We start from the raw sequence: 26558 nt of genomic DNA, 5'->3' as shown, positions 1-26558 counted from the left end.
CTTGATTGATCCCCGTTCGGGTTGATTCTTGCTGGTATTTAGCGGGCTTCCATCAGGGCGAGTTCGCCCCGGCCCCGCCTCAGTCGAACTTGGGTGTCCACGCATCCCAACCGTTCAAGCCAGCGACGTATCCCCGTGTGCGTGACGGACGGGGCGATGTGGATTCGATGCAACGGATACTCGGACCGAATCCACCCGAGATATCCCCGCGCGGCACGGGTCATCGCGATCCCGTACTGATCGACCACCTCGGTCCCCTGCGCGACCAGATAGACCACGTGGGGGAGAACGTTCATCCCGAACACCAAGGCGGGTCGACCATGGACGCGCACGATGAACGCCTCGGTCAGCTTCAACCACGCATCGATGAAGTGATCCCTCCCGTACGTGTCCGGGTTCATCCGCTGGTACTCGTCGAGATCATCCGGTCGCAGCCGATCAAAGATGTACCCGAGCGCTTGCCGGTTCGGTTCGGTGATCTTCACCCCGCGCGGTAGCTTCATCGCGCCGTGCTCGTATCGAGTCCGACCGTGATCCCGTTGATCGTGGCGGGATACGGATCGCGGACCGAGATGGTGAGCGTGGGTTCCGCCGCGACCCCATTCAGAAGGACCCGCTTGATCCCGGTGAACGGCTGCGGCGGTACATCCAACAGGCTCGAACCCAACTGCCGCAACGGAACGCGTCGCCCATCCACGTGGATCGAACGAGTCTCGGTGAGGGACAGATCGAGATCGACCTTACGGGTCCGCTCGCCCCGCTTGGACTGACCATCGATGACGAGCGGCGGGGGTAGCGTCTCCAACTCGCACACGTACGGGAGTCCGACCACCACGGTCGCGACCGCCCGGCTCAGCGTGAACGCGCCCGTCTCGTCCACCTCGACATCGCTGAACGTGAACCCGTCCCCGACCACGGTGACGGTCTGATCCGCGAACCTCGTGAACCCCGTCCATGTGGCTTTCGCGGTGTCCGTGGCGGTCGAGTGCAGGTCCAACAAGTATGAACCCGCGACAAGTTTCGCCAGATATCGACCCTCATCGAAGTCGATCAACGCGTACAGGTCATCCCCCACCGTGCACACGTCCACGCACGAGCATCCTTCGGCGAGTTCGATCCGGCACCACGCCCGAACCCCCGTCGACTTGTCGAAGATCAACGCGGAGAACGTCCCATCCCCATTGAGCACCACCACGACCGAGTTGTTCTCGAACCTCTGCAAGTAGGCGGTCGCGGTCGGATCGGTGATGATCTCCGGAGCGATTGCCATCAGCGATGTCGAATCGTACCCCTCACGATCCACCATGTAGTCGAACGCCCTCAGAGTCCCACGGCGATCCACGAACATCGCAGTCCCGTCCGCGTTGATCGCCCTGATCCCGTTATCCAGTGACCCATATGCGGTGATCGGGGTGAACTGGACCGAGATGTCAGGCGCACCCGACATCGCCGCCTCCAACTGCAACCACTCCCCATCGGACATGAACAGCGAGACCTTTTCACCGCCGACGATGTCGACGAACCGGTTCGCCGATCCATCCGACAGATCGAAGTGGAACGAATCATCAGCGGCCGGGTTCGGTCCACCATCCAAGCCGGTCTCATCCTGAACGTCGTCGAAGTCCCACGGCTTGCCGATGGTCGATCCCCAGATCGAGCCGGGAAGATCACGCGATCCACCAATCACCAATCGCTCTTGGAAGAACACCCCGCAGATCGGATAACCTCGGATCGGTGACCACGCTTGCTCCCGAAATGCGTCCGGATCGGTCGACCCCAACGTCTTCAACACGGTCCCCGTGGCGGACGTAGCCGAGGCGACCGCCGTGATCTGCACGTACCCCTCTTGCAACCAGAACACAGTCGAATAGGTGACGTTATCGGCGGAGAACACATCCCCGGTGGTGGTCAACGTGACCGATCCAGTCGTGGCGGAGGCGGACATCGTGATCGCATCATGACCGGGGAATCGATTGTACGGGTACACAGTAATGGGGAAGTTCCCGACCGACCATGTCGCGTCATCGTCACCCCGCACGATCCTCTGAGGGAACACATCCTCGTGGAACCCGACCAGCCAAGTCGAGTTCTGCGCGAACCGCACCATCGGCAACTGAGCGGCCGTCCATGGCACGACGACATCGCTCGCGACCACCACTCCATCGCGGTACACGTTCATCAGCCCATCGCGGAACACCATCAGGTAAATCTGATCCAGCCCGATCCGGAACACGCACATCGCCAAGCCCGGCTCAGCCGCGCGGAACTGGAATCCCGGTCGAGTCAACGCGGGTCCCTGTCCGGTACAGATGAAGTTGTCCGCCCGCTTGACCGCCAGCCCATACAGCTTCTGATCCGACCGGAACGCGAGTTCGTTCGAGATCACCCCGCCGGAGAACGCATGCTGAGTCAGACGGAACTTCGTCATCGCCACGATCCCGGCCCGAACAACGGCGTGGGCGAGATCGACCGGCACGCGTCCACCAACGCGGCCTGATAGGCGACCTGAATCTCTCCATAGGCGCGCTGTACGTCCGTGGTCGCGGCGCTCAGCTTTGGCGCCACCGCATACGCCAGTGATGTCGCGAAGTAATGTTGGAACGGGACCGGAGCGAGCGCGAACTCCGCGTTGCTGATCCGCCGCCCGTACCTGAGTAGGAGTCGATCCCGCTTCGCGAGGATCACATCACCCTCTCGGGTCCACGACTCGCCCAAGATGAGTCGACCAGCGGTATCCACGATCTGATCGAACCGCACCAAATCCGAGGGGATCGCGAACTGATACTGGTAGAGGGGATTCGTCGGGGTACCCACCAACCGGGATAGTTCGAGCGTCTTCGTGTTGAACGGCCACGCGGTGCGAGCGAGACACCGATCCAGCACGAGCGGCACCTCTACCGCGAACGCCTGAGCCTCAATCGTTTCCTCTTCCAACGACTGAACGGGTTCGAGTCCGAGTCGGACTGAAATCTCTGTGACGATATCGATGAGCGTTGCCATGCGCGGTAAACCCGAGTTCTTGATTGTCCCGGTATTTATCCGCGCTCGAACGAAAAGGGCCGCTCGCTGGCGGCCCCATCGTTCGGTCAGTATGGACGCGATCAGCGTGTGCGGGATCGAAGATGATCGAGCACGTTCGCGAATCCGCTCACGCGCACCTCACCACCGTCGCGGTGACCCGCTTCGTGGTCGGACACCCGGAACCGTTCCGTGGTGAACCCCTCGCGGAACCGGAACTCCAGATAGAACGATCCGGTCGACGCCTGATGCCGCTCGATCAACTCCCATCCCAGCCGATCCGCCTCGGCCACACACTCGCGCAGCTTCATCGCTCAGCCCTCCCGCTTGGTCGCGCCCATCGCGAACATCCCGTCCGGCTTGAACGCGGCCATCGCCCGCTCGATCACCTGTGCGGCGGTCCATCCCTAAACATGTCCTGATTGAAAGTCCATTCAAGACTGTCAGCAATGGAAGAACGTACATTTCTATGTCTGTTGCAGATCAGTCACAGTTTTAACGGGTCGACGGAACGGTTCGATTCCGGCGAAAGCCAACTCAGCTAAATAGAATCGAGCCGCCACCATGAGCGGCACGTTCGAGATGCATCCGAACGAACCTGCAATCCCATCGATCAGCGCGCGCAATCACCCCTGATCGGGGGACGATGAATCTCGCCTACTCGATCACGCCATCCGGACCGGAATGGCAGCCGCATCTATTGACCGGTGTGAGCGATGCACGATCCCGCTCGAACGAACGATCCCGGATTCCGCACGGTTGAACCGCGATCAACGATGAACATCCCCGTTGATGATCGATCCCTGTCGAATCCTGATCGATCCCCTTCGATCTGATCCTGATCCCCTTCGATCCGATCCTGATCCCCTTCGATCCGATCCTGATCGCTCGATCTGATCCTGATCGCTCGATCTGATCCCCTTCGTGGGGTTATGTCGTTCAGCCGCGATCCGCGTCGCGTGCGGGTCCGATCCGGGTCGATCTCAGCCTCGATCCGGACCGCTCGATCCAGCCCGAGCTACCGCACGTCGTGATTCACCGCGTGTATTCGTGGAAGTCGACGGCAAGCCTTTTCCATAATGGAGTTTCTCGGATCGATTCGGTTATTCGCGAGTCTGATCAATGACTTGGGTTTTTCTCGGTCCGACTGGATCGCGCATAATCGCCGAATCCCACGCGCGGGCACCACGGATAGTAGGTTCCGAGCGAATCCCCCACGTTCCCACGCATATTCGAGCGCTCCGGAATCCCCCAACCGGACCGCGTCGAGGGGGTACCCGGTAGCGGATTATGGGTGGGTCTGGCTGGCCCTCCCCCGGGGGTCGGGCCGGGTCCCCGCCGGGCTCGCGCTCTGTCTTACCTGACCCCGTCATGAGACACAGTAGCTCCCACAGTTTGAGTATCTCAATGATCAGTAGGTCATCCTCACAGGAACGATTCTCGCACGTGCTGGTGGACGATCCGCTCACAGACCCACCCCCAGTGGGATTCAGAAAACCCTCGCAGGTGAGCGTCCTATCGCCGATTCGACACTGGTGGAGCCGACTGATCCTTGACCAGCTTTTTGATCTCTGCCTTGGGCACGAGCACGGTCAGAGTCGGACTCTGTCTGAGGATCACACCAGCGTCGATCATCCGAATCAATCGGCCCTCGACGACGCCCACGGGGGTGTCGATGCGAACGACTGGAACACGCGGGTTCCGAGAATGGACGTGGCCCGTGACAAACGATGCACCGACGAATGACGCGAATGCAACCACAGCCCAAATGATCACCCGTGTTTGGGATGAACTCGTTCGCCGGTCCATCTCCATAGCCGCCCACAAGGCCACCCCCATGGGGATAGCGAACACGGCAACCAAGTAGATCGATTCGCCTTCCCAAATGAACAGAACCGCCACCACCACCACGACGCCTAGAACCAGCCCGATGGCCCCGGCCATAAGCGTTAGTTTGCGGGTCGCTGATTCTCTGTCATCGGGATCATCAATCATTTGGAGGGACCGCCGTCTGCGGACGATCCACACCAAAAGAAGCGCACTGGGGATTGACGAAGCACATATTACCGGAACGAAGAAGATCGCCGTGTTGATGTGGTCGCTCAGCGTGAGGTACTCCAACCACGCCCAATCCGCGTTGAAGTATCCGAGATTATAAATGAACGCCATCACGAGCGAGATCGTCGCCACTACAGCGCCCACCTTGGTGACTCCCTCGACCACCTTACCAAGAGATTCCATCCGCTCCCCCTCTCGGTCCGCCTAGGATCGTCGCTGGCGCGGTTTGTTCGTTAAAGTCTATACCCCAAAGCACGTGGGGGAATCTTCGTCTGTGAGCGTCCTGAGCGGGTCTCCGATGGATGTCCCTCGATGATCTGCCACGCGACCTGTCCGACCGTGAACACCGTGGGGGTCGCAATCAGGATCGTCCCCACTGTGTAGCAGACGAACACCAAGAGCCGGATTCGGCGATTGCTAGTATCCAAGGTGTCGAACGCGTAAAGGACCCGTAGCAGTTCCTCGCGAGACTCGACCGCCATCTGCGCGGTCTTTCCCCCACTGCCGTATTCGGAGCGGTTCGAGTACGCACTGACAAAGTTGGACGCCAGTCGACGCATCATGATCTGGTGTTCGCGAGGACCGCCTATAGGGATCAGGTCTTTGAGTTCCTTTTCCGGGTGAGCGGCCATCACCGATTCCTCTCCGGCGCGGTACTCGGTCGAGTCCTTGTACTTCTTGACCGTCGCAGGACATCGCCACGCGTACAGGATCGAGCCCAGAGCGAACGCGCATCCTCCAAAGTAGAGGAAGTGGATTCGCCACCCTGCCCGTCCGGTTCCAGAGCCAAGCATCGAATGCTCATTGAGCCAGTTCACCACTTCGGTGTTGTACAGGATGAAGTAGCCCAACACCGGCACTAGGAACGCGGACTTCGCCAGCGATGAGTTTCCGATGTTCCGGAGTACGCTCCATCGCATGTTCTCCCGCGTCCATGTCCACACGAACATCCGGACCCGGTATCTCAGCGACGGGCGAAGCTGAGGCTCGTTCATCGATCTCCCCTTGGTTGATCGATCATAGCCGTGCAGGCGTTCGCCGTCATGTGCGGGCAAATGCAGGCGTCGGCCTAAGTACTCCGCGATCTGATCGAAGCCGCCCGGTCCCAACTGGGCTGAAACGTATACGTTTGGCGACAATGTTCGGCCGTATACAAGTTCGTCCCGCGCAAGATTGATTCAAATATTCGTACACGGGTGAACTCGTATTGACTGGACTCGATCATCGTCCGAGTCTCCTCACTCTCGTCCCCCGGAGGATCGCGATGAAAGTCGAAGTCGATGAAGTCAGCATCACTTTGGTCGATGGTCGTTCCATGGATGTGCGGATCGGGCTGGTCGATCAGAGTCAGCCCGGATGTTTGATCGGCGCGCTATGGATCGATGATCGTCTGTTCGGTTGGCAGTTCTGGCCGGCGACATCCGGCTTGTTGATCTGGTCGAACCGGGGTGATGAGCCCGATGGTCTGGTTCGTGTCGAGATCGTTCAGCGTTGGTTGGACGATCTCGGTTACTCGGTGGTCGGATCGACCACGCTGCACTGATGGAGGCTGCAATGGATAAACCGAGCGGAAAGCAGTTGTTGGCCGATCACGACGCGCGGACGCAGCCACGAGGACGATGGTCGTGGTCGTGGCTGATCGGTATCGTCGTGGGGATCGCGCTGATCAAGGCGATCTCGTTCATGGTCCATCATCCCTGAGGGATCGCGGCCGGCGGAATCAAAAAGGGGGGACCCACGGGTCCCCCCTTTCGGATCGAGAACTCAGTGCATGGATCGTCGATCCGGCACGATCTCGCCCGTGTGATCGCCATGAACCTCGGCGATGTACCCGGCCATGGCCGTGGCGCACGACTGAGCGATCTCGCCGATATTCTCGGGGTAATCCTCGCCTCGGACGCGTTCGACGGTGAGGACGCCATCCTCGGCCATGAACCAATGGAACATCGATTCGCCGTGGAAGATACCGCCGCCCATCTTGGCGTTCCTGTCTTTGATCAGACAGGCGGCGCCGTCTGGATCGATCTGGTAAATGTCGACATCTACATCGTTGATCTGGTAGGCGCGATGATTGATCAGCTTCATGATTGGGCTCCTCTATCTGGTTTAAATGATCCGGCTCGGAGCCGGGATCAAGCGGCCATCCGGGTCGAACCCGCACATCGATGAAGTTCCATCGCGGCGACGACCACCTTCATGATCAACCGACACCGTGCTTCATCGCCGTGAGCCCAGATCAACCTATGGAGCAGCCCCGGCGCCACCATGTAGGTCGAGGCCATCTTGCGGAACCGCGTGGTCCGGCGCTGGTGCTCGGTCCGACGTGCCAGTCCGAGATCGCGATACAACCGGCTCAGGATCGGCCTGATCGTCTCGACGGGTTGATCCAACAGGGCGGCGACTTCGTCTCCGGTCAGTCCGTGCTGGTGGGCGTTATCGTCGATCAGCATCAGGACGGCCGTGGCTAGTTCGACGAATCGATCCTCCCGAGCCTGTCGCTTCGCCGGGTGGACGGATTTCTGGTTTTCATTTGGATTCATTTGGATTCCCTCACTCAGTTATTCGAGGGATTCCAGAAGTTGGAAAGCGAATCCCTCTCTTTTACTTATCGAGTACCTGTCAGAATCCGGGATTTTCTGCGCTTTTTTGTCGTTCGGACCGAACGACCACGTCCATCACCACCACTCGGATGCTGATCCCGGACGATCTCGACGCCCATCCCGGGCGTTCCCGGAACGGTCAGGACGTTCCGGGCGGACGTTTGGGCGGCCCAGCATTGGCACGTTCATGCACCCGAATGATCTCGGACCAATCCGCCGGGATTCTCCGATGGAGGGTCGGGGCCAGACGGTGGTCGATCCCATCCCGGTTCCACGTGCGACCACGCCGGCCGGGACTTCCAACCCCGGCCCGACCACGGATTCTCTCCACCGTGGACGCGCTGACCCGGAACCGGGCGACCAGTTCGGCGACGGTCGCGTCGTGCGCGGCGAGGATCGCCTCACGGATGAAGTCTTTGGTTCGAGCCGGCATTCCGGTATTTGTCCGATCCCGACGGACCCGATGCACGAACCAGACGCTCACGCCCAGATCGTGGGCTGTGCGATCTCGCCCATGAGGGCTCGCGAGGATCGCCCGGATCAGTCCGGGGTCGAGATCGCGGGCCGGGCGCCCTCGCGGTCGTGATCCCCGTGGGGGTCGTCGTGGTCGGGCTTCCCCGAGCCGGGCTCGTTCGAGGCAACCATCGGGATCGTTCTTGACCCGGTACGCCGTGGTGATTCCCACCCGGACGGTTCGGGCGATCTCTCCCAGAGGGATTCCCCGGGCGATCCCGTCGAGAATCCCACGGACCCGCATCGTCGATATCGGCGGCATCGGCATCCCATATTTGATCGACTGGCCCCGGCCGATGATGAGATTCGATGATCGACTGGATGATCGATGGACGACATCGACTGGATGATCGACTGGATGATCGACTGGATGATCGACTGGATGATCGTCCACGACATCGATGGTTATTCGTATACGAATCGATGAACGACATCGATGTGATGATCGACTGACATCGATGAACGACATCGACCACGACATCGATGTGATGATCGTCGCTCCCTCGGCTTCGCCTCGGTTCGCTCGTTTGTATACACGCCGGAGGATGGGAGGATGAAATCATCCTCCAGAGGACGGTCGTCCTCACACTACACATACACTCTCTTTTATATCTATTATCCTTAGTAATATCTAAAGAAAGATGAGTGTAAGTGTAGTGTGAGGATGAAATGATGCGATTCATCCTCCAGAGGATGAAATCATCCTCCCATCCTCCGGCGTGTATACAAACAAACGAGCGAGCCGGAGGCGAGCGACGCGATTATTCCATCAATCCTCGACAGGTCATCCCCGCTCGATCATCGAAGGGTCATCCTCTGGAGGATCGATCATCATCCGGGAGGATCGATCATCCTCCGGCGTGTATACGAATGATCGACGATGTCGTCGAACCGCTTGATCCCCATCGATGAGCGACCCAGTTTTCGATTGGGAGTCGGTTTCGCGCGTGATCCCTAAATACGAGTGATCGCGTCGCCAATCACGATCAACACAGATTCTCCAAGCCGGGCGTGCCCGGCATCGACAGGGTCCGGTTCCGACAGTTTGGCGACGCGAGGAATCGGACCCTTTTTCGTTTGGAGAATCATTGCGATGAAGATCAAAGAAGTACGAGATGTCGACCACGTTCGACAGTTCGGCGAGAAGTCGGACCGGACCGTTCAGGTCGCCATCCTGAATAAGTGGTCGGAACCGACCGCGTTGTTCCGGGCGTGGCTCGCCCTTCCACAGAGCGTGCTGACGACATCGTCGGTCTTTGAGAACCTTTTCACGTCGATGAGCCGGGGTAAGGACCCGTACCTGTCGACGCTGGTGGCGTTCCTCGACGTGTGTCGGGAGCATGACGTTCCGGTCATGGTCCGTTCGAGGAACTACGGCGAGCGTCCGTTCGAGGTTCAGGAGAACGGCTCCGCGTACACGCCGCAGTCGGCGGAATCTCCCTTTAGGAAGGGCCGACCCTGTGCGCGTCAGCCCGGGGAGAGCGAGGAATCGTTCTTCGAGCGGTGGGACGAACACCGGCTGGGATGTTTCAGCCTGTGTGTCCACGACGTGTTCGACGAACTTGGCACCACACTGGGGGATTACTTGGTGAGCCAGCGGCCGGACCACGACATGTCTCGGGCGATCCCTCTGGAACTTTTCGATGCCCGCCTGATGGCGCAGTGGGTGTTGAACCGGCCCGAGGCGGCCCGCCTCGCCCGGACGGCTGAACCCTCTGTGGATCGGGATCGCCTTCCGGTGGTCGAGACCACGTCGGCCCCGGTCATCGATGATGGGAGGGTCTCCCAGTTGGAGGCGACCGTCGCCGAACTCTCCGCTCGGCTCGCGACCCTGTCCTCCCCGACCCGGATCAACCTGATCGGGTTCCCCACGATCACCGCGCCGGAGCCGACGCCGTCGAACGTCGTGGTGTTGCGTCCGCGCTGGTCGGAGCCGACCACCTATGAGGACGCATATGGGCTGTCTGAGACCCGGAGGAACGTGGCATGACTTCCAACATGATCGAGCGCGCCACCATGGAACTGGTCAAGCTGGAGGACGATGTCAGCCAGTACGAGTTCCTGAACTCGTTCCGCCCGCCCGGGAACGCGGAACTCTGTGATGCCTACGATGGTCTCATTCGCGCGCGGATCGAACTGCTTCAGGAGATCAACAAGATCGTACCTTTGAGCGAGGCTGATCACGACATGATCAAACTCTGCATCCGCCGAATGCAACTGGCTTCGCGCGAGACGATCCTTCGCCTCACTCGGCTGTTGACGGCGTCGGAGGATGCAGCATGACCGACACCGATCTGATCCTGAACCGGGCACTCGCGGAGATTCTCGAACGGGCTTTGGACCGCCGGGCTGAACGGCGTCGTGCGCTGGTGCGCGAGATCGTCGAACTGGCCGAAGCCGATCCCGTCGACTGACACATGAACGACAACGGCCCCCGGGGCTTTCCGATCCCGGGGGCCGTCCTGCGAACTATCGGGCGAGTAAGGATGAACCCGACACCGAGTATTTAGGTCGCGATGACGGTTCGGACCAGTCCCCAGTTCAGGATTTCCACGCTTTCACGCGGATCGGGTAGGTCAGTCGATCAATGGCGGCTTTCAACGCCGCGAGTTCATGGGTGCCGTACTTCCTCCCCTGCGTCACCGACACGTGACCCACGAGGTAGTCCATCTGTTCCTCGGTGATTCCCGTCGTCGATCTGGCCCGGGTACGCGCCGTGTGCCGGAGGCTATGGAAGGTCAGTCGGGGATCGGTGATCCCGACGTGGTCGAGTTGATCCCGGGTGAACTTCGATACCGCGCTGAACGAACCGCCGTTCGATCCACGTTTGAGCGTCGGGAACAACCTCCCCTCACATCGGTCGACGAACTTCAAGAACCCGAGATCGATCACGGCCTGATGGAGGGGCACGATCCGCCGGGAACCGGTGTTCTTGACGCGCTTGTCCGAATCGCCGCCGACTTCACCACGGATCGACATGTACCAGACGCGGCTGTCGGGATCGCGAATCACATCGTCGCGGTGAAGCTGGGCGATCTCCGACTGACGCGCACCATGGTAGAGGGCCAGCAGCGGGAGCCAGTATTCAGCCGCACCGTGCGTGCCGACTTCCAACTTCGTGAATGTCGGATGGGCGAACCAGACTTTCAGGTTCGCGTCCGTAAACGCGTCGCGCTGAGGTTCCTCATCCTTGACGGTGAACTTGACGTTCTCGAACGGGTTCGCATCGATCAGCAGCATCTTTTTCCGAGCGTGTCCGAACAGGGCGGAGATTCCCGCGAGGTATCGGTTTTTGGTTTTGTTCGAGGTTTCGAGTTCCCCGAGCCGGGCTCGAAACTTCGCCACGTGGCCGCGTTCGGTCTGTTCCACGCTCACCCCGGGATTGGTTTCCTCAAACATGAGCCGGGCTCGGGTCACATCGGCTTCATGCTTGGGCGTGGGATCGGTCTCGTTCGACCACGCGCGTTGGACCTGTTCGAGTGTCGTCCCGATCTGGACCAGCCTCGGTGCATCCACGGGGACCACCGGGGGTTCTGGCTCGATCCGGATCGGCGCCGCCGTGGTCCGCTCTAACAGGGCACGGACGACGAAGTACGAGGCGGTCAGACCATGGTGGAACAGCATCCCGCCCTGAGTGAGATCACCCCGGTTGAGGACCTCGACCGCGTCCGGAGCGTGGACCTTGGCCCACGTCTGGAACTGGTGACGGACGTACGTGAATGCGTGCGACGTGATGCGGGACTCGGTCGGAATCTCGACGTTCTCCGGGAGCGGCAGCCGGCCACCGTTCTGGGCCGCGCACGCGTACAGCCACGCCGCGATGGCATCCCACATGATTACCCGTCGATGATCCTTGTTCGTCTCGATCAGCGCCCGGCCCTGAGCCTGAGCGATCATCGATTGGAACTCCGCGTCGAACAGGGACCATTTCGATTCGGCTTCGCGCCGGTCCGTCGTTCCAAACGACTTGATCCACATCGTCTTACCGATTACGTCTCTGACCGCCTCCGGGATGGCTTTCCGGTACAGCCAGATTCCATCACGGGGGTTCTCGAACAGGCCGGGATACTTCGCCATGGGGGTGCCTCTCGGTCGTATACAGATTCTTGTACACGATTCCCCGGTTTCTGTACACACGATTGTATACACGCCTGTAACGTAAGGCCCTGAAATGGTTTAAAACCTTGTCAAATGGGGCGTAGCCAAGTGGTAAGGCAGCGGATTTTGATTCCGCCATTCCCAGGTTCGAATCCTGGCGCCCCAGCCAACCATCCATGCGCGCCCGTCTCCGCCCCAATCCGCAGCGGAGGCGGTCGCGCTGTTGGCGCAGGTTTGCGTCGGGAATCCCTCACTGCGCAGCCGGTTTCAGCGGGCTGCTACCTGCCGCAGCCGACCGAGCGGTCCGTATGCCTTGGCGAATGCGCCCCGGCGAACGATCCGGTCAGCCGTAGCGCAGCCAGCGGTCGCGGGCTTTGAGCGCGGCGATGATCGCTTGTGCGACCGGATGGGGGCCATCGCCGAACTGCACATTTGTCTCGATGGACTGGCCGGGCGCCTCGAATCGGGCACGAATGAGGTGGGGGCCACCATCTATCGAGCAGTGCAGGGTAACGGTGGTGGCATCGATGCCCGGTCCGGCCAGCGCCGCGGCCGTCGCCGTGTTGAGATGATCGGGAAATCGCGCCGCGGCCTCGCGCAGCGATCCGGAGAAAAGCAGGCCCGGTGCCGGGCCCAGCCGCGGCGCGTGCTGCTCGACATGCAGCCGGGCCTCGGCGCCGGCGGGAGCCAGCGTCGGACCGGCGATCCAGCCCGTGAACAGGCGCAGTTCGCGACCGGTGCGTCTGGCGACCTCCGCCAGTCGCCCGCGCAGATCGTCATCGATAAGGGCTGCCGCGCCCACCGTCCAGAGGTCGCCTTCCGCAAGCAGGGCTTCGCCGTGTGCTCGCAAGGCCTGCGGACCGGCCGCATCAATGGTCAGCGGTGCCGCGCGCCAGTTGCCCGTCCGGCCAATGACCGACTGCAGGACATGGCTGCCGCAATGCTCGAGCCAATCGGCTACCGCGCCGCCGATCCGGCCACGGCCGATCAGGTTGACGGGATTGCTCATCCGACGGAATCCCGCCTCCCGGCTTCTCGACGAGGCCGGAAGGCGGATGTGCCCGTGCTGGCAATGGTTACTTCAGCGCGGCGATGAAGGAATCTACCTCCTCGAGCGGGATGTAACGCTTCTCCTGGATGCCACTCGCGCCAAACGTCCAGATGACGGCCGGGGCGGAGACGTCGCCGTTCTTGTCGAAGGACAAGGCGCCGGTGGCGCCCTGGAAGGACACAGGCTTGCCCTGCTTGAGCAGCCCCAGGGCCTTCTTGAAGCCTTCGACGTCGGCGTTGACCTTCTCGCCCTTGGGGTCGGTCACCATCGGGACCTTGGCGGCGATCTGCGCGCCCGTGGCGTCCCTGCCGGCGGCGTGGTAGGCGAGCAGCGCGACCGCCGCGGCATCGAAGCTGTTGGGCAGGCCTGGCCCGGCCGGCGGCTTGCCGAACTTGGCCGTGTAGGCCGTCACGAAGCCCTTCGCGCTGTCGGTGCGCGGCGTCGAGGTGTCCGTGCCGACGAAGTTCGCCAGATGCTGCAGGCCCACGGTGTTGCGGAAGTCGTCCGACTTCAGCGAGTTCGCGCCGATCATCTTGTTGGTGCCGCCGAGCGACAGCCATTCGCGCACCACCGAGATGCCTTCCTTGGGATAAAGCGCGAGGTAGACGGCGTCGGCCTTGCCCGCGAGGCCCTGGGTGACCTCGGCCCGATAGCCGGGCTGCCCGTCGTTGATGGCGATCAGCGCGGTCACCTCGATACCGGAAGCGCGAAAGGCCGCCGCGGCGAGCTTGCCGAGGTCCTGGCCCCAGTCGTCGTTCTTGTAGAAGACCGTCACCTTCTTGTAGCCCGCCTGCTTCGCCGCCATGGCCGCGACGGCACCCTGGACGCGCGACGTGGCGAATGTCCGGAACCACAGGCCCTTCAGCGCGCCCTCGGCGGCCATCGCCGTCAGGCGCGTGGTCGAGGAGCAGCATGATATCTGCATGGTGCCCGCCGGCACCGAGACGGAGGTCAGGATCGGGATGGTGATGCCCGAAGCCACCGTGCCGATCAGCAGCCGCACCTTGCTGATGTCGACCAGCGCCTTGGCAGCATCGACGCCGACCTTGGCGTCGTTCTGATCGTCGCGCAGGATCGTCTCGACCTTGCAGCCATCGACGCCACCAGCCTCGTTCACCAGCTCGGCGACCCACAGGGCGGTGGCGGCGATCGGCTTGCCCCAGTCGATCGACGTCGGATAGACGACGCCGACGTTCACGGAGCATGACTGGGCGGCAGCGCCGCCGGCTTGAGCCAGAACGGCCAGTGCCGCGGCCGCGGCGATTCGCGAAATCTTCCGTCTCATGTCACGTTCCCCCCTTGCCGATCTGTTCCGGTAGAATGCCCTGCGGTCGCCACAAGAGCATGCCGACGATCACGGACCCAATCAGAATGTATTGAATCGGGCCGGTGTAAAGCTGCATTGCCTGGGGCGCGAAGGAAGCGAGCGCGAATCCGCTTGCGGTCCACGCCGCCCAGATCAGGAACGCGCCCAGCACGGCGCCCCGATTGTTGCCCGCCCCGCCGACGATCAGCATGGCCCAGATCTGGAAGGTGAGGATCGGCGCAAGGTCCTGCGGGCCGATGAAGGCGTAGAAGGCCACGTAGAGACTGCCGGCCGCGCCCATGATCATCGAGCCGATGACGAAGGACTGCAGCCGCAGCCGAACCGGGTTCTTGCCGAGCGAGCGGGCCGCCGCCTCGTCCTCGCGGATGGCGCGCAGCGCCCGGCCATAGGGCGACCGGGTCAGTCTCTCGAGCCCGACATAGACGGCCACCAGAACCGCCAGCACCAACGCCAGATAGAACAGGCCGTAAAGGAAATTGTCGCCGATCGTCGCTTCGAGCGGACGGGGAAAGCCGCGCAATCCCTTGGCGCCGCCGGTCAGCGATTCGGCGTTGCGCGCGACGCTCTCCAAGGCGACGGCGACGCCGAAGGTGGCGATGGCGAGATAGTCGTGCCGCAGCCTGAGCGTCAGCGCGCCGAAGAACCAGGCGATCAGCCCGGCGAACAGGATGCCGCCGGCGACCGCGACGGGAAAGGGCAGCAGGAACCCGCCGAACTGCCCGGGCTCCGGACGTCCGCCCAGCAGCATGGTCACGTAGGCGCCGGCGCCGAAGAAGGCTGCCACGCCGCCGTTGAACAGGCCCGTATAGCCCCATTGCAGGTTCAGCCCGAGCACGACGATGGCCAGGATGCCCGCCATCGTGGCGAAGAAGACCAGATAGGAGACCACGCCGGTCATGCCTGGTCCTCGCCGAACAGCCCGTGCGGACGCAGCAGCAGCACGGCGAGGATGATCAGGAACGGCATCGCCGGCACGTAGCCTGAAGGCAGAACCGTCAACGAGAGACCCGAGGCGACGCCCACCAGAAAACCGCCCAGCACCGCGCCATAGACGCTGCCGATGCCGCCGACGATGGTGGCGGCGAAAACCGGCAGGAGAAAATTGTGGCCGAGCGCGGGGGAAAGATGGTTGGTCAGCGTATAGAGAACGCCGGCCGCCGCCGAGAGCGCGCCGCCGATCAGCCAGACCGCGACGATCATCGTCGACAGGCGTACGCCTGCGACCTGCGCCAGGACGGGATTCTCCGCGACGGCGCGCAGGGCGAAGCCGAATGCGGTGCGCGTGAGCACGATGTGGAAGGCGGCCATCAGCGCCAAGGCGGCAACGAGTACGAAGACCTGATCGGCCTTGACGAGGATGAGCGGGTCGGTGCTGAGCACCGTCGCGAAGGCGATGTCCTGCGAGAAGAGCTGCGCGTTGTGGCCGAAAACGAGCGTGATGGCGTTGCGGATGATCAGGGCGACGCCGAAGCTGGCAAACACCATCGAGAGCGCGTCGGCCTTCGCGCGAATGCGCCTGAAGACCAGCCAGTCGATGGCGGCAGCGGACAGGCCGGTGATCGCCATGGCCAGAAGCGTGGCAAGCGCCAGCGAGGCCGAGACCGTCAGGGGCTTGAACGCGGTCGCCAGCGCGGGTGCGAGCGCCATCAGGACCTTGTCGAACACCAGCGCGGCATAGGCGCCGATGGCCAGCAGCTCCGCATAGGCGAAATTGGCGAATCGCAGCATGTGCATGACCATCGTCAGGCCGATCGCGCCAAGCGAGACGATGGCGCCGGTCAGGATGCCGTCCAGCAGGCTCTGGATCATGCCGCGCCCATCCGCCTGCCGCCGAGATAGATCTCGCCCACCAGCGGATCCGCCAGGATGGCGGCGGCCGGCCCGTCCATCTGGTTGCGTCCCTCCGCCAGGATGTAGCAATGGTCCGCGACTCCGAGCGCCTGTCGCACGTTCTGCTCGACCAGGAGCACCGTCACGCCCTGGCGGGTCAGCGAACGGGCCAGCGCGTGGACGTCCGCCGCTATTTTCGGCGAAAGGCCGGCCGACGGCTCGTCCATCAATATGATGCGCGGGCGCGGCGCCAGCGCCATGGCGAGCGCCAGCATCTGCCGCTGGCCGCCGGACAGCGAGCCCGCACGATCCGCGGCCTTTTGCGCGAGCGGCGGGAACAGGCTGAAGAGCTCCTCCAGCCGCGCCCGCCGGTCCGGTATGCGTCGAAGCACGAGAGCGAGGTTTTCGCCGATGCTAAGCTGCCGGAAGATGTTGTCGGTCTGCGGCACGTAGGACAGCCCGAGCGCCCCCATCTGGTCGGGACGGATGCCGGTGATGTCCTTGCCGTCGAGCAGCACGCGCCCGCCCGACACCGACACGAGCCCGGCGACGGCCTTGATCAGCGTGGACTTGCCAGCCCCGTTGGGCCCGATGATCACGGTGAGGCTGGCGCGTTCGACGCCGAGGTCGACCTGCCTGAGGATCGGCAGGTCGCGGACATAGCCCGCCTCCAGCGCCTCGATCTTCAGGATGGCCGTCACGCAGCGGTTCCGAGATAGGCTTCGAGCAGCAGCGGGTCGGCCTGGGCCTCGGCGACCGTCCCCTGGAAGACGACGCGTCCCTCGGCCAGGGCGATCACCGGATCGCAATGGCGCATGACGAAGTCCATGTCGTGCTCGATGATCACGAAGGTCACGCCGCGCCGGTTCAGTTCCTCGATACGCTCGACCAGGACGCGGGTAAGCGACGGGTTCACGCCGGCAGCCGGTTCGTCGAGCAGGATCACCTGGGGATCGCCCATCAGCGCACGGGCGAGCTCCAGGAGCTTCATCTGGCCGCCGGAAATCTTGCCGGCGGGATGATCCGCCAGCGGGCCGAGCGTCACGAAATCGAGGATGGCCCGGGCCTTGTCGCGGATGCGCGCTTCCTCCGCCGCCACCCGTCGACGTCGGAACAGCGCACCGACGACGGTTTCCCCGGTCTGATCCGGCGGCGCCAGCAGGACGTTGTCGAGCACGCTCATCCGCCGGAAGGGCCGCGGGATCTGGAAGGTGCGCGCCAGGCCCCGCGCGAACAGCTGATCCGACGCAAGACCCGTGATGTCGGCGCCGTTCAGCGTCACCGTCCCGGCGGTCGGCGTCAGCGCACCGGCCACCATGTTGAACAAGGTGGTCTTGCCGGCGCCGTTCGGTCCGATCAGGCCGGTGATGCTGTTGCGTCGGATGTCGAGCGTGACGCCATCGACGGCGCGCAACGTGCCGAAGTCCCGCGTCAATCCCCTCACCGACAGCACCGGACCCGTCACGAGCCCAGCACCTTGTCGTTCGGATTGGCGTTGAGGTTGTACTTCATGATCCGGCCATGCCGTCCGGACCGATCCCCTTCCAGCCCGTAAACCGGGCCGTGCGGCCCGCCGGCCTGCGCCAAAATGCCCGCGATGGCGTCCGTGTCGGCATCGCCGAGCGTCAGCCGGAAGACCTCCAGCGTCTGCGGCAGATGCCGCGCATAGCGGGCGCCGACGATGGCCGCGGCGACCTGCGGTTGATCCAGCGCCCAGCGGGTCGCCACCGACGACAGCGCCACGTCATGCCTGTCGCCGATCGACTTGAGCGTGGCCAGCAGCGACTGGAACAGGTCCCACGAGCCGAACTCGTCGATGATCAGCCGGTACTTCACGAGGCTGCGGTTCTCGAAGGCGTAGCCGGGATCGGGCCGGCCGAGCCAGTGCTCGGTAAGAAACCCGCCCGCCAGCGTGCCATAGCAGAGGATCCGGACGTTTCGACGAGCGCACCACTCGGCAAAGGCGCCCGCCGGCCGCCGGTCGAGCAACGAATACTGGACTTGGGCCGAAGCGACATCGTAGCCGGCGTCGACGAAGCGATCCATCGCGGGCGTGTCCCAGTTGGTGACGCCGAGATTGGCGATCTTGCCCTTGCGCTGGCAGTCCTTGAGCGCGGCGAGTGCGCCGACCGGATCGCCGCGGGTCATGTCCCACCAGAAGAACTGCACCAGCGGCAAGCGGTCGATCTTCAGCCGCAGCAGCGAACGGTCGACGATCGCCTCGATCTCGTCCGGCCTTATGTCGTCGAGCCGGCCAAGATCCGGCACCAGCTTGGTGTGGACGACGACGCGGCCGGCTGCCTCCGCGCCGCGGCGACGGCGGATGTCGGCGATGAAGGCACCGATCATGCCCTCGACGCCCTTGTAGATGTCGGCGCAGTCGAACGTGGTGATGCCGGCGTCGAGAAACGCCTCCATGTCGGCGATCGCCTGCTCGGGGCGAACCTCGCCGTGATCGCCCGCCAGCTGCCATCCACCCTTGATGATTCGGGAGATGCGATGACCCGGGCGCAGGTCGGCGGTTTCGACGGTCATTTCTTGTCTTCACGCCAGTAGGGCGTGCCGCGTGATGCCGGCAAACCGGTGGTCGCGGCATGGGTGAACCAGCGCCGCCCCTCGCGCACGATGCGAAAGCGGCCACCGCAATGCGGATCGGCGCAGGCGACTTCGGCGTCGGTGGACATCCAGTCGTCGGGATCGGTGACCCGCTGGCGGGCCGGCAGCAGCGGCAGGACCGCCGCGAGCGCGTACATCGAGACTTTCTGCGCGCCCTCGAACACCAGGTTCTCCCCGATCACCCGGAAAAACTCCCCCTCGACATGTCGGCAAACCGGCGCGCGCCCGTCGAGCACCGTCTCGACGCGCAGGTCGTATAGCCAGAATCCATGCTCGCCGTCGCGTTCCATACCCCCAACTTTCCGGTCTTGACGACCCCTGCTGCGACTGGCTCCAGTATGGCGCAAATCTGAACCTGATCACCATGTCCCCGATCTCCGAACGTTCCCGCCTGACCGACAAGCTGGAGATTTCACGAATCCTGACCGGCTTGTGGCAGGTAGCGGACATCGAGAAGGACGGAACGAGGATCGATCCCGAAACCGGCGCAGACTGGCTCGCGGCCTATGTCGCGCAGGGCCTCGACACATTCGACATGGCCGATCACTACGGCAGCGCCGAGATCATTGCCGGCCGGCTGCTGTCGCGTGGCGGTGCACAGTGCCCCCGCGTCTTCACCAAGTGGTGCCCGCCGCCGGGGCCGATGACCACCGAGATCGTGCGTGCGGGTGTCCAGGAGCGCCTCGACCGGCTGGGTGCCGAACGCATCGACCTGCTGCAGTTCCACTGGTGGACCTTCGAGCATCCGGCATGGCTGGATGCCCTGCATGAGCTGGCGCGACTGCGCGAGGAGGGCCTGATCGGCGAACTCGGCGTCACCAATTTCGACGCCGCGCATTTCAATCTGGCGCTTTCGGATGGCGTGCCGTTGCGCACCAACCAGGTGAGCTTCTCCCTGATGGACCGGCGGGCCACCGGCGAGCTCGCCGATACCTGCGAGCGCCACGGTGCCTGGCTGCTTGCCTACGGCACGCTCAATGGCGGATTCCTGTCGGAGCGCTGGCTCGAGCGGGAAGAGCCCGACAGCGTGGCCGACTGGTCGAAGATGAAATACGGCCGCTTCATCGCGGCCGCTGGTGGCTGGCAGGCGTTCCAGACCGTGCTTCGGGCGGCCGCGGAGGTCGCGCGCAAGCACGGTGTTTCGCTGGCCAATGTCGCGACGCGCTGGGTGCTCGAGCAGCGCCGTGTCGCCGGAGTCATCATCGGCGCGCGGCTCGGCGAGGCGATGCACGCGACCGACAACAAGCGGCTGTTTTCCTTCGCGCTGGACGCCGAGGACCGCGCCCTCCTCGATAAGGCCTTCACCGCCACCCGGCCGATCCCTGGCGATTGCGGCGACGAGTACCGCCGGCCGCCGTTCCTCACCGCGTCCGGCGATCTTTCCCACCACCTCTCCAAAGTTGCCAGGCCATTCCAGCGGCTGCCGGCCGGGCCGGGCGCCGAGCGCGTGCTGACCGGGTCATCCTGGGAGGACATCGCCGGCTACTGCCGGGCGCAGCGGATCGGCGATCGGATCCTGGTTTCGGGCACCACGGCGATCGCGGGCCTGTCGCGGGCAGTGGCACCGGCGGATGCCGGGGCGCAGACCACCTACATTCTCGATCGTATCGTTGCTTCCATCGTGTCGCTGGGCGGACGAGTCGAGGATATCGCGCGCACGCGCATCTACATCACCGACGAGGCGGACGTCGTGGCGATCTCGCGCGCGCATGGGCGCATCCTGGGCGACATCAAGCCGGCCAATACGCTGGTGCGCGTCGCCGGCCTAATCGGTGACCACCGCGTCGAGATCGAGGCTGAGGCGATCGTTCGGGCAGCCACCGCCGGGAAGTCCGGCCAATGACCAGAGACAGCACGATGGCGCAGGCTGCTTGGTGCATCCCGAGAGTCAGACCATCGAGTGCGTGAGCCTCATCATGTGGACCGACAAGCCGCGCGATCTGCGTGCCCACACCCGCAACGCGGTATTCACACGCGACCACCAGCGGGAGTCTGGCCCTGTTCTCAAGAGGACCGCCACAATGGTCACGGCGTCTGCAGCTCCCAGGTAACCAGGTGGGCCCGGCGACGGCGCTCGGCTTGCCGGAACCTCGCTGACGCTTCATACATTGCACGGAGCCGCCATGATCATCGAGCGCATCGACCCCATTGCCCTGCGCGTTCCGTTCAAGAATCGCACGAGCGTCGAGGGCGGTGCTGCGCCCGCGCTGCACCTGCTGTTCTGTCGCGCAACGACGCGATCGGGCCTTGTGGGCTATGGCGAATCGCTGTGCATCCACGCCAGGATGCAGGAGAGCCTGGCTGCCGCGATACGAGATGTCATCGCCCCGCTGTTCGTCGGCCAATCGGTCGAGCGGCGCCAGGCGCTCAATCTCGAGGCGCGCCGGCGGCACGCGTCCTTCGGCCGTGCCGGCACCATCCTCAACGCGCTGGGTGCCGTCGACACGGCGCTGTGGGACATAGCCGGCAAGGCGGCAGGACAGTCGCTGTCGACGATGATCGGCGGTGCCCGACGCAAGCAGGTTTCCGTCATGGCAAGCCTCGACCGATTCAACCATGCCGGCCGCGTCCGCGCCCGCGTCGAGCAGGCGCTGGCGTCGGGCGTCGCCGCGGTGAAGGTGCACGAGTTCGACCTCGATGTGATCGAGGAGGCCCGCCGTCCTGTCGCCGCCGGCATTCCCTTTGTCGCCGACTGCAACAACGCCCACGAGCTGGCGGACATCGACCGCGAGAGAGCGCGTTGGCGGGCGCTGAACCTGCTGTGGCTGGAGGATCCGGTGTGGCCACCCGAAAGCATTCTCGACATGCCGGCGCTGCCGGGAGTTCCCATCGGTCTCGGCGCCGATCTCGGCTCGGCCGAGCAGCTCGCGCTTTACGCCAGGGCACCGGCGGTTGCGGTCGCGCAGCCCGATGTCGGCATGATCGGCGGCGTCTCGGAATCGGTCCGCGCGCTCGCCGCGCTGAAGGAACTGGAAGTTTCGGTGGCGCCGCATACGCCGTTCGTCGGCCCGGCCGCGCTCGCCTCCCTGCACCTCATCGCGGTGATGGATTCACCCACCTACTTCGCGACCATCGATGCCGAGGACCACATGGACCCCTTCGGCATCGGCCTCGTGCGATGGCAGCCTACCCTCGACATTCCCACCGGGCCCGGCCTTGGCCACGATCCCGACCCGGCCTGGCTCAAGCGCTACGCTCTCGCCTGAACGGCATGCTCCGATGTGAGCTTGTATTGCCTCTGAAAGAACGCCGAATGCAGCCCACCATCCGGTGGTCTGGCGGCGATATGCTGGGTTATCTGGGCGCTGTCTGAACCGTTTCCCGCGACCATCAGCATGACGTGATTGACCGGGATGGTCTTCAGCGTCTGCCGTTCCAACAGTTCATTGAAAATTGCCTCCGGCTGCCCCTCGGGAACGGCAATCCAGTATCTCAGCGCCTTGATCATGCTCCGGGTCTCAGCATCATGCGCCGCGTAATCGCCGGCGACATAGTGTGTGCCCAGTGTTTCGATCCTGGCGATGCAGATCGGTTCTCCCGCGCAGTCCGGATCCTCTGCGCTATGGTCGGTATGCAGGCCATGGGGCTGGGGCACCGTAAACCTGCCATACGCATAGTGCCCCTTGCGATAGCGCGCCGAAGGTACGAGCACACCCATCATCTCGTCGACGTCTTCATTGAAGAGGCGCGCGTAGTTCGCCATGGCATCGGAAGTGGCGTCGGCAGGCCCTTCCGAAAGCGGGTTTTCATCAACATGTGCAGTTCTGACGTCGTTGACCTGCGTCGAGAGTTCATGGATCGCCTTGCTCACGGCCTCACGGAAGCGGGCAATCGGTATCGGCAATCGGGTATGCGCTTCGCGACTGTTGAAGTCCGCATGCAAGCGTTCAATCAGAGACCAGTGCTCGGGTGAGAACCGCACGGGATCCAGTATCCTCAGTCTGGGCAGCAGGTGCGCCCATGCCTGGTGGAGAGATGTCATCATCAATCTACCCTGCGCCCGGATGGCGTGGTGTTTACCACGTGTCGACGTACGGATACTTCTTCGTCGTCCGCAACGGCACCGGCGGCAACCGCTTCAGCCCGTTGACGATCCACTGCCGCGTCGCGGCGGGATCGACCACGTCGTCGATGCCGCCGCCCATGACGGCGTTGACCGCCTTGGCCGTGTCGTAGGCCTCCGCCGTCATGCGCTGGAACTCGGCCAGCCGGGCGGCGGGGTCGGCGATCGCCATCAGCTCCTTGCGGTAGCCGAGCTTGACGGCGCCTTCGATGTTCATGCCGGCGAACTCCGCGGTCGGCCAGGCGATCGAGAAGAAGCCGACCAGCGAGCCGGCGCCCAGCATCGCCTGCGCGCCCAGGCCGTAGGCCTTGCGCACGACCACGGTGAACAGCGGCGCGGTCATGTTGGCGCCGACGTTGAACAGCCGCGTGCAGTGGCGCACCAGCGCGGTGCGCTCGACCTCGGGGCCGACCATGATGCCCGGGCAGTCGATCAGGTTGAGCACCGGGATGTCGAAGGCGTCGCACAGCTGCATGAAGCGCGCGCCCTTGTCGGCGCCGTCGGAGTCGATCGCGCCCGCGAGGTGATGCGGGTTGTTGGCGATCACGCCCATCGGCCTTCCCTCGAAGCGGGCGAAGGCGGTGATGATGCCGATGCCGAACTTGGGCCGGATCTCGAGCACCGAGTCCTTGTCGGCCAAGGTGTGCAGGATCTGGCGCATGTCGTAGAGTCGCAGCCGGTTCTCCGGCACCGCGGCGCGCAAGGTGCGCTGGTCGTGCGCCTCGTAGCCTGCGATCGCGCCCTGAAAGTACGAGAGGTACTTCTTCACCGTGTCGACCGCCTCGTCCTCGTCCTTGACCAGGATGTCGACGACGCCGTTGGGCACCTGGAACGACATCGGCCCGACCTCTTCGGGCGTGTAGATGCCCAGGCCGCCGCCTTCGATCATTGCCGGCCCGCCCATGCCCAATGTGGAGCCCTCGGTGGCGATGATGACGTCGGCGCAGGCCACCAGCGCGGTATTGCCGGCGAAGCAGCGGCCGTTGACCACCGAGATCATCGGCACCAGGCCGGAGAGCTGCGAGTAGGTGGTGAAGGTCTTGGTGTCGATGGCGACGCGCGGGCCGACATGGTCGTCGCCCGGCCGGCCGCCGCCGCCCTCGCCGAACAGGATCATCGGCAGGCGGAAGCGATGCGCCAGCTCGAACATCCGATCCTGCTTGTAGTGGTTGCGGTTGCCCTGCGTGCCGGCCAGCACGGTGTAGTCGTAGTGCACCAGGGCGGCGCGGGCGCGCGTCTCGTCGAACAGCGCGCCGTTGATCGAGCACATGCCGGCAACCACGCCGTCGCCCGGCGTGTTGCGGCGCAGCTGCTCCAGGGTGTTGCGCTGGTGCTGGCGTGCGACGATCAGCGGCCAGTATTCGTCGAAGGAGCCGGGATCGACCAGCCGCGCGATGTTCTCGCGCGGCATGCGGTAGCCGGTCTTGCGCCGCCGTGCCACCGCCTCCGGCCGGTTCTCGTCCAGGGTCAGCGCGTGCCGCGCGATATTCTCCTTCAGGTCGTCGCGGATGTGGTCGAGGTCGACCGTTTCGGCGGCGGCGATGGCGCCGCCCTCGACCTCGGCCTCCTGCACGAAGACGATCGGGAAGCCCTCGCGCACGACGTCGCCCGCCGCCATGGTGATGGCGCGCACGATGCCGGCGTGTGGTGCTGCGATGACGTGCTCCATCTTCATCGCCTCGACGACGGCGACAGGCTGGCCTTCGCGCACCGCCTCGCCTTCCCTGACGTCGATCGCCACGATGGTGCCCTGGATCGGCGAGGCCACGCCCACCGACCCGTCCGGCCCGATCATGTCCGGGGTCTCGGATTCGGCCTCGGCCGCCGCCTGCGCCGTGCGCTCCGCCTTCACCGAGGCGTCGTGGGCAAAGAGCGCCAGCGGGTCCTTGCTCTTGAGCGCGGCGCCGGCGTGGCCCGAGCCGCGCGCCTGGGATGCCGCCCCGGCGGGCACGAAACGCTGCCGCTGCTCGACGGGCGCGGCCAAGGTCGGGAGATGCTCGTCGAGCCAGCGCGTGTGGACCTTGCCGGCGGCGAAGTCGGGATGATCGAGCACGTTGCGCAGGAAGGCGATGTTGGTGCCGACGCCCTCCAGACGGAACTCGCTCAGCGCGCGCGTGCTGCGGGCCACGGCATCGGTGAAATCGCGCGAGGGCGAATGGGCGATGACCTTGGCCAGCAGCGAGTCGAAGGCGTTCGAGGTGCGATAGCCGGTATAGCCGAAGCCGTCGGTGCGCACGCCCGGCCCGTTGGGCGCCTCGTAGGCCGTGAGCGTGCCGCTGCCCGGCCGCACCGTGCCGTCGGGCCCGATGCTCTCCATGTTGACGCGCGCCTGGATGGCGTAGCCGCGCGGCGCCAGCGCCTCGGCGCAGTCGAGGCCGAGCTCCTTCAGGGTCCGGCCCTGCGCCAGGCGCAGCTGCGCCTGCACCAGATCGACACCGGTCACCGCCTCGGTGACGGTGTGCTCGACCTGCAGCCGGGCATTGGCCTCGATGAAGGCAAAGGGCTGCGCGCCGGCGCGGCCGGAGACGTCGACCAGGAACTCGAAGGTGCCGAGATTGACGTAGCCGACGCTCTTCGCCAAGCGCACGGCGGCATCGATGATCCGCCGGCGCAGGCCGTCGTCGAGGTGGGGCGCGGGCGCGATCTCGATGATCTTCTGGAAGCGGCGCTGCACGCTGCACTCGCGCTCGCCCAGCGCGGCGACGGCGCCGGTGCGGTCGCCGAGGATCTGCACCTCGACATGGCGCGCGCGCGTGATCAGCTCCTCGACATAGAGCTCGTCGCGGCCGAAGGCGGCGCGCGCCTCGGAGCGGCAGCGCTCGAAGGTCGGCTCGATCTCCTCGGCGCTCAGCACCACCCTTGTGCCGCGTCCACCGCCGCCCGCCAGAGCCTTGATGATCATGGCGCCGCCGGCGCCGAGCGACGCGAAGAACGCCTTGGCCTCTTCCAGGGTGCTTGCGCGATCGAGGCCGCGGATGATCGGCACGCTGGCTGCGGACGCGGCCTGGCGCGCGCGCGCCTTGTCGCCGAACAGATCGAGGTGCTTCACCTCAGGTCCGACGAACGTCAGGCACGCATTCGCGCATGCGCCGGCGAAATCGCCGCGCTCGGCGAGGAAGCCATAGCCGGGGTGGACGGCATCGCAGCCCGTTGCCTTCGCCACCGCGATGATCGCGTCGATGTCGAGATAGGCTGCGGCACCCTGTCCAGCCAGCAATCGAGCCTCGTCTGTCACCCTGAGATGAAGGCTGTTCGCGTCATCCTCGGAATACACCGCCACGGTCGGCAGCCCCATGTCGGCGGCTGCGCGCGCGATGCGTATGGCGATTTCACCGCGATTGGCGATCAAGAGCCTGTTCATGTGCCTAACCATTCCTAAGGTGC

The 26558-nt window shown here is 64.2% G+C and carries 24 protein-coding genes and 1 tRNA gene; 6 read left to right on the top strand and 19 right to left on the bottom strand.

The genetic code is table 11. The features are described 5' to 3' along the window. Positions 1–38 precede the first annotated feature (38 nt). The 6 genes from KF889_04850 to KF889_04825 form a co-directional block, all read right to left on the bottom strand. The gene (locus tag KF889_04850) at positions 39–503 is read right to left on the bottom strand and encodes a hypothetical protein (GenBank protein ID MBX3498751.1); all 465 of its coding nucleotides are present in this window, start codon (positions 501–503) and stop codon (positions 39–41) included. Beyond that, complete coding sequence (locus KF889_04845; protein ID MBX3498750.1) at positions 500–2476, bottom strand: hypothetical protein; 1977 nt, start codon at positions 2474–2476, stop codon at positions 500–502. The genes KF889_04850 and KF889_04845 overlap by 4 nt, the downstream gene beginning before the upstream one ends. Beyond that, a complete protein-coding gene (locus KF889_04840; GenBank protein ID MBX3498749.1) occupies positions 2425–3000 on the bottom strand; it encodes a hypothetical protein in 576 nt (191 codons plus the stop codon). Before KF889_04840 ends, KF889_04845 begins: the two co-directional genes overlap by 52 nt. Positions 3001–3101: 101 nt before the next feature. Beyond that, entirely contained in the window at positions 3102–3329 is a 228-nt protein-coding gene (locus KF889_04835) for a hypothetical protein (GenBank protein MBX3498748.1), read from the bottom strand. 1204 nt (positions 3330–4533) lie between these two features. After that, on the bottom strand, positions 4534–5259 hold the full coding sequence (locus KF889_04830; protein ID MBX3498747.1) for a hypothetical protein: 726 nt from the start codon (positions 5257–5259) through the stop codon (positions 4534–4536). Positions 5260–5309: 50 nt separating this feature from the next. Beyond that, positions 5310–6071 carry a hypothetical protein gene (locus tag KF889_04825; protein MBX3498746.1) on the bottom strand — a complete coding sequence of 254 codons (762 nt, stop codon included), beginning with the start codon at positions 6069–6071 and terminating at the stop codon, positions 5310–5312. 269 nt (positions 6072–6340) lie between these two features. On the opposite strand from KF889_04825, the gene KF889_04820 reads away from it, so the two are divergent. After that, entirely contained in the window at positions 6341–6619 is a 279-nt protein-coding gene (locus KF889_04820) for a hypothetical protein (GenBank protein ID MBX3498745.1), read from the top strand. A gap of 221 nt (positions 6620–6840) precedes the next feature. On the opposite strand, the gene KF889_04815 is transcribed toward KF889_04820, so the two are convergent. After that, the gene (locus KF889_04815) at positions 6841–7161 is read right to left on the bottom strand and encodes a hypothetical protein (protein MBX3498744.1); all 321 of its coding nucleotides are present in this window, start codon (positions 7159–7161) and stop codon (positions 6841–6843) included. A gap of 47 nt (positions 7162–7208) precedes the next feature. Further along, a complete protein-coding gene (locus tag KF889_04810; protein ID MBX3498743.1) occupies positions 7209–7616 on the bottom strand; it encodes a hypothetical protein in 408 nt (135 codons plus the stop codon). A gap of 1666 nt (positions 7617–9282) precedes the next feature. Between KF889_04810 and KF889_04805 the strand changes: the two genes are divergently transcribed. Both KF889_04805 and KF889_04800 read left to right on the top strand, forming a co-directional pair. After that, positions 9283–10179 (top strand): hypothetical protein, encoded by an 897-nt coding sequence (locus KF889_04805; GenBank protein ID MBX3498742.1) that lies wholly within the window; start codon positions 9283–9285, stop codon positions 10177–10179. Next, on the top strand, positions 10176–10472 hold the full coding sequence (locus KF889_04800) for a hypothetical protein (GenBank protein ID MBX3498741.1): 297 nt from the start codon (positions 10176–10178) through the stop codon (positions 10470–10472). Before KF889_04805 ends, KF889_04800 begins: the two co-directional genes overlap by 4 nt. A 258-nt stretch (positions 10473–10730) precedes the next feature. On the opposite strand, the gene KF889_04795 is transcribed toward KF889_04800, so the two are convergent. Continuing rightward, positions 10731–12266 carry a site-specific integrase gene (locus KF889_04795; GenBank protein MBX3498740.1) on the bottom strand — a complete coding sequence of 512 codons (1536 nt, stop codon included), beginning with the start codon at positions 12264–12266 and terminating at the stop codon, positions 10731–10733. A gap of 115 nt (positions 12267–12381) precedes the next feature. Here KF889_04795 and KF889_04790 point away from each other — a divergent pair. Next, positions 12382–12456 (top strand) — tRNA-Gln (locus KF889_04790). A 174-nt stretch (positions 12457–12630) separates the two neighbouring features. On the opposite strand, the gene KF889_04785 is transcribed toward KF889_04790, so the two are convergent. From KF889_04785 to KF889_04750, 8 genes are all read right to left on the bottom strand, one after another. Continuing rightward, a complete protein-coding gene (locus tag KF889_04785; protein MBX3498739.1) occupies positions 12631–13296 on the bottom strand; it encodes a DUF108 domain-containing protein in 666 nt (221 codons plus the stop codon). Positions 13297–13363: 67 nt separating this feature from the next. Next, on the bottom strand, positions 13364–14623 hold the full coding sequence (locus KF889_04780; GenBank protein MBX3498738.1) for an ABC transporter substrate-binding protein: 1260 nt from the start codon (positions 14621–14623) through the stop codon (positions 13364–13366). 1 nt (position 14624) lies between these two features. Continuing rightward, complete coding sequence (locus tag KF889_04775) at positions 14625–15563, bottom strand: branched-chain amino acid ABC transporter permease (protein MBX3498737.1); 939 nt, start codon at positions 15561–15563, stop codon at positions 14625–14627. After that, the gene (locus KF889_04770; protein ID MBX3498736.1) at positions 15560–16474 is read right to left on the bottom strand and encodes a branched-chain amino acid ABC transporter permease; all 915 of its coding nucleotides are present in this window, start codon (positions 16472–16474) and stop codon (positions 15560–15562) included. The genes KF889_04775 and KF889_04770 overlap by 4 nt, the downstream gene beginning before the upstream one ends. Further along, a complete protein-coding gene (locus KF889_04765; GenBank protein MBX3498735.1) occupies positions 16471–17169 on the bottom strand; it encodes an ABC transporter ATP-binding protein in 699 nt (232 codons plus the stop codon). Before KF889_04765 ends, KF889_04770 begins: the two co-directional genes overlap by 4 nt. A gap of 23 nt (positions 17170–17192) precedes the next feature. Beyond that, entirely contained in the window at positions 17193–17948 is a 756-nt protein-coding gene (locus KF889_04760) for an ABC transporter ATP-binding protein (GenBank protein ID MBX3498734.1), read from the bottom strand. Between the two features lie 8 nt (positions 17949–17956). Next, on the bottom strand, positions 17957–19030 hold the full coding sequence (locus KF889_04755) for an aldo/keto reductase (protein MBX3498733.1): 1074 nt from the start codon (positions 19028–19030) through the stop codon (positions 17957–17959). Continuing rightward, on the bottom strand, positions 19027–19401 hold the full coding sequence (locus KF889_04750) for a TIGR04076 family protein (GenBank protein ID MBX3498732.1): 375 nt from the start codon (positions 19399–19401) through the stop codon (positions 19027–19029). Before KF889_04750 ends, KF889_04755 begins: the two co-directional genes overlap by 4 nt. A gap of 74 nt (positions 19402–19475) precedes the next feature. Between KF889_04750 and KF889_04745 the strand changes: the two genes are divergently transcribed. Both KF889_04745 and KF889_04740 read left to right on the top strand, forming a co-directional pair. After that, complete coding sequence (locus KF889_04745; protein ID MBX3498731.1) at positions 19476–20954, top strand: aldo/keto reductase; 1479 nt, start codon at positions 19476–19478, stop codon at positions 20952–20954. Between the two features lie 280 nt (positions 20955–21234). Further along, on the top strand, positions 21235–22317 hold the full coding sequence (locus tag KF889_04740) for a hypothetical protein (GenBank protein MBX3498730.1): 1083 nt from the start codon (positions 21235–21237) through the stop codon (positions 22315–22317). On the opposite strand, the gene KF889_04735 is transcribed toward KF889_04740, so the two are convergent. Together KF889_04735 and KF889_04730 are read right to left on the bottom strand one after the other, a co-directional pair. Continuing rightward, the gene (locus KF889_04735; GenBank protein ID MBX3498729.1) at positions 22302–23096 is read right to left on the bottom strand and encodes a hypothetical protein; all 795 of its coding nucleotides are present in this window, start codon (positions 23094–23096) and stop codon (positions 22302–22304) included. The genes KF889_04740 and KF889_04735 overlap by 16 nt on opposite strands. 31 nt (positions 23097–23127) lie before the next feature. After that, a complete protein-coding gene (locus KF889_04730; protein MBX3498728.1) occupies positions 23128–26535 on the bottom strand; it encodes a carbamoyl-phosphate synthase large subunit in 3408 nt (1135 codons plus the stop codon). Between the last annotated feature and the right edge of the window lie 23 nt (positions 26536–26558).

It is taken from the genome of Alphaproteobacteria bacterium (genome assembly GCA_019635875.1).
In the GTDB taxonomy this organism is placed as follows: domain Bacteria; phylum Pseudomonadota; class Alphaproteobacteria; order Reyranellales; family Reyranellaceae; genus JAFAZJ01.
Note: the sequence above shows the minus strand (reverse complement) of the source record. Positions and strands in the feature narration are given on the sequence as shown.

What these genes read in the sequence shown, in the direction of transcription:
- KF889_04780 (MBX3498738.1), bottom strand. Translation starts at nt 14,623, where the DNA reads ATGAGACGGAAGATTTCGCGAATCGCCGCGGCCGCGGCACTGGCCGTT.
- KF889_04755 (MBX3498733.1), bottom strand. Translation starts at nt 19,030, where the DNA reads ATGACCGTCGAAACCGCCGACCTGCGCCCGGGTCATCGCATCTCCCGA.
- KF889_04775 (MBX3498737.1), bottom strand. Translation starts at nt 15,563, where the DNA reads ATGACCGGCGTGGTCTCCTATCTGGTCTTCTTCGCCACGATGGCGGGC.
- KF889_04825 (MBX3498746.1), bottom strand. Translation starts at nt 6,071, where the DNA reads ATGAACGAGCCTCAGCTTCGCCCGTCGCTGAGATACCGGGTCCGGATG.
- KF889_04730 (MBX3498728.1), bottom strand. Translation starts at nt 26,535, where the DNA reads ATGAACAGGCTCTTGATCGCCAATCGCGGTGAAATCGCCATACGCATC.
- KF889_04770 (MBX3498736.1), bottom strand. Translation starts at nt 16,474, where the DNA reads ATGATCCAGAGCCTGCTGGACGGCATCCTGACCGGCGCCATCGTCTCG.
- KF889_04800 (MBX3498741.1), top strand. Translation starts at nt 10,176, where the DNA reads ATGACTTCCAACATGATCGAGCGCGCCACCATGGAACTGGTCAAGCTG.
- KF889_04750 (MBX3498732.1), bottom strand. Translation starts at nt 19,401, where the DNA reads ATGGAACGCGACGGCGAGCATGGATTCTGGCTATACGACCTGCGCGTC.
- KF889_04805 (MBX3498742.1), top strand. Translation starts at nt 9,283, where the DNA reads ATGAAGATCAAAGAAGTACGAGATGTCGACCACGTTCGACAGTTCGGC.
- KF889_04830 (MBX3498747.1), bottom strand. Translation starts at nt 5,259, where the DNA reads ATGGAATCTCTTGGTAAGGTGGTCGAGGGAGTCACCAAGGTGGGCGCT.
- KF889_04820 (MBX3498745.1), top strand. Translation starts at nt 6,341, where the DNA reads ATGAAAGTCGAAGTCGATGAAGTCAGCATCACTTTGGTCGATGGTCGT.
- KF889_04745 (MBX3498731.1), top strand. Translation starts at nt 19,476, where the DNA reads ATGTCCCCGATCTCCGAACGTTCCCGCCTGACCGACAAGCTGGAGATT.
- KF889_04840 (MBX3498749.1), bottom strand. Translation starts at nt 3,000, where the DNA reads ATGGCAACGCTCATCGATATCGTCACAGAGATTTCAGTCCGACTCGGA.
- KF889_04785 (MBX3498739.1), bottom strand. Translation starts at nt 13,296, where the DNA reads ATGAGCAATCCCGTCAACCTGATCGGCCGTGGCCGGATCGGCGGCGCG.
- KF889_04735 (MBX3498729.1), bottom strand. Translation starts at nt 23,096, where the DNA reads ATGATGACATCTCTCCACCAGGCATGGGCGCACCTGCTGCCCAGACTG.
- KF889_04850 (MBX3498751.1), bottom strand. Translation starts at nt 503, where the DNA reads ATGAAGCTACCGCGCGGGGTGAAGATCACCGAACCGAACCGGCAAGCG.
- KF889_04815 (MBX3498744.1), bottom strand. Translation starts at nt 7,161, where the DNA reads ATGAAGCTGATCAATCATCGCGCCTACCAGATCAACGATGTAGATGTC.
- KF889_04740 (MBX3498730.1), top strand. Translation starts at nt 21,235, where the DNA reads ATGATCATCGAGCGCATCGACCCCATTGCCCTGCGCGTTCCGTTCAAG.
- KF889_04810 (MBX3498743.1), bottom strand. Translation starts at nt 7,616, where the DNA reads ATGAATCCAAATGAAAACCAGAAATCCGTCCACCCGGCGAAGCGACAG.
- KF889_04835 (MBX3498748.1), bottom strand. Translation starts at nt 3,329, where the DNA reads ATGAAGCTGCGCGAGTGTGTGGCCGAGGCGGATCGGCTGGGATGGGAG.
- KF889_04795 (MBX3498740.1), bottom strand. Translation starts at nt 12,266, where the DNA reads ATGGCGAAGTATCCCGGCCTGTTCGAGAACCCCCGTGATGGAATCTGG.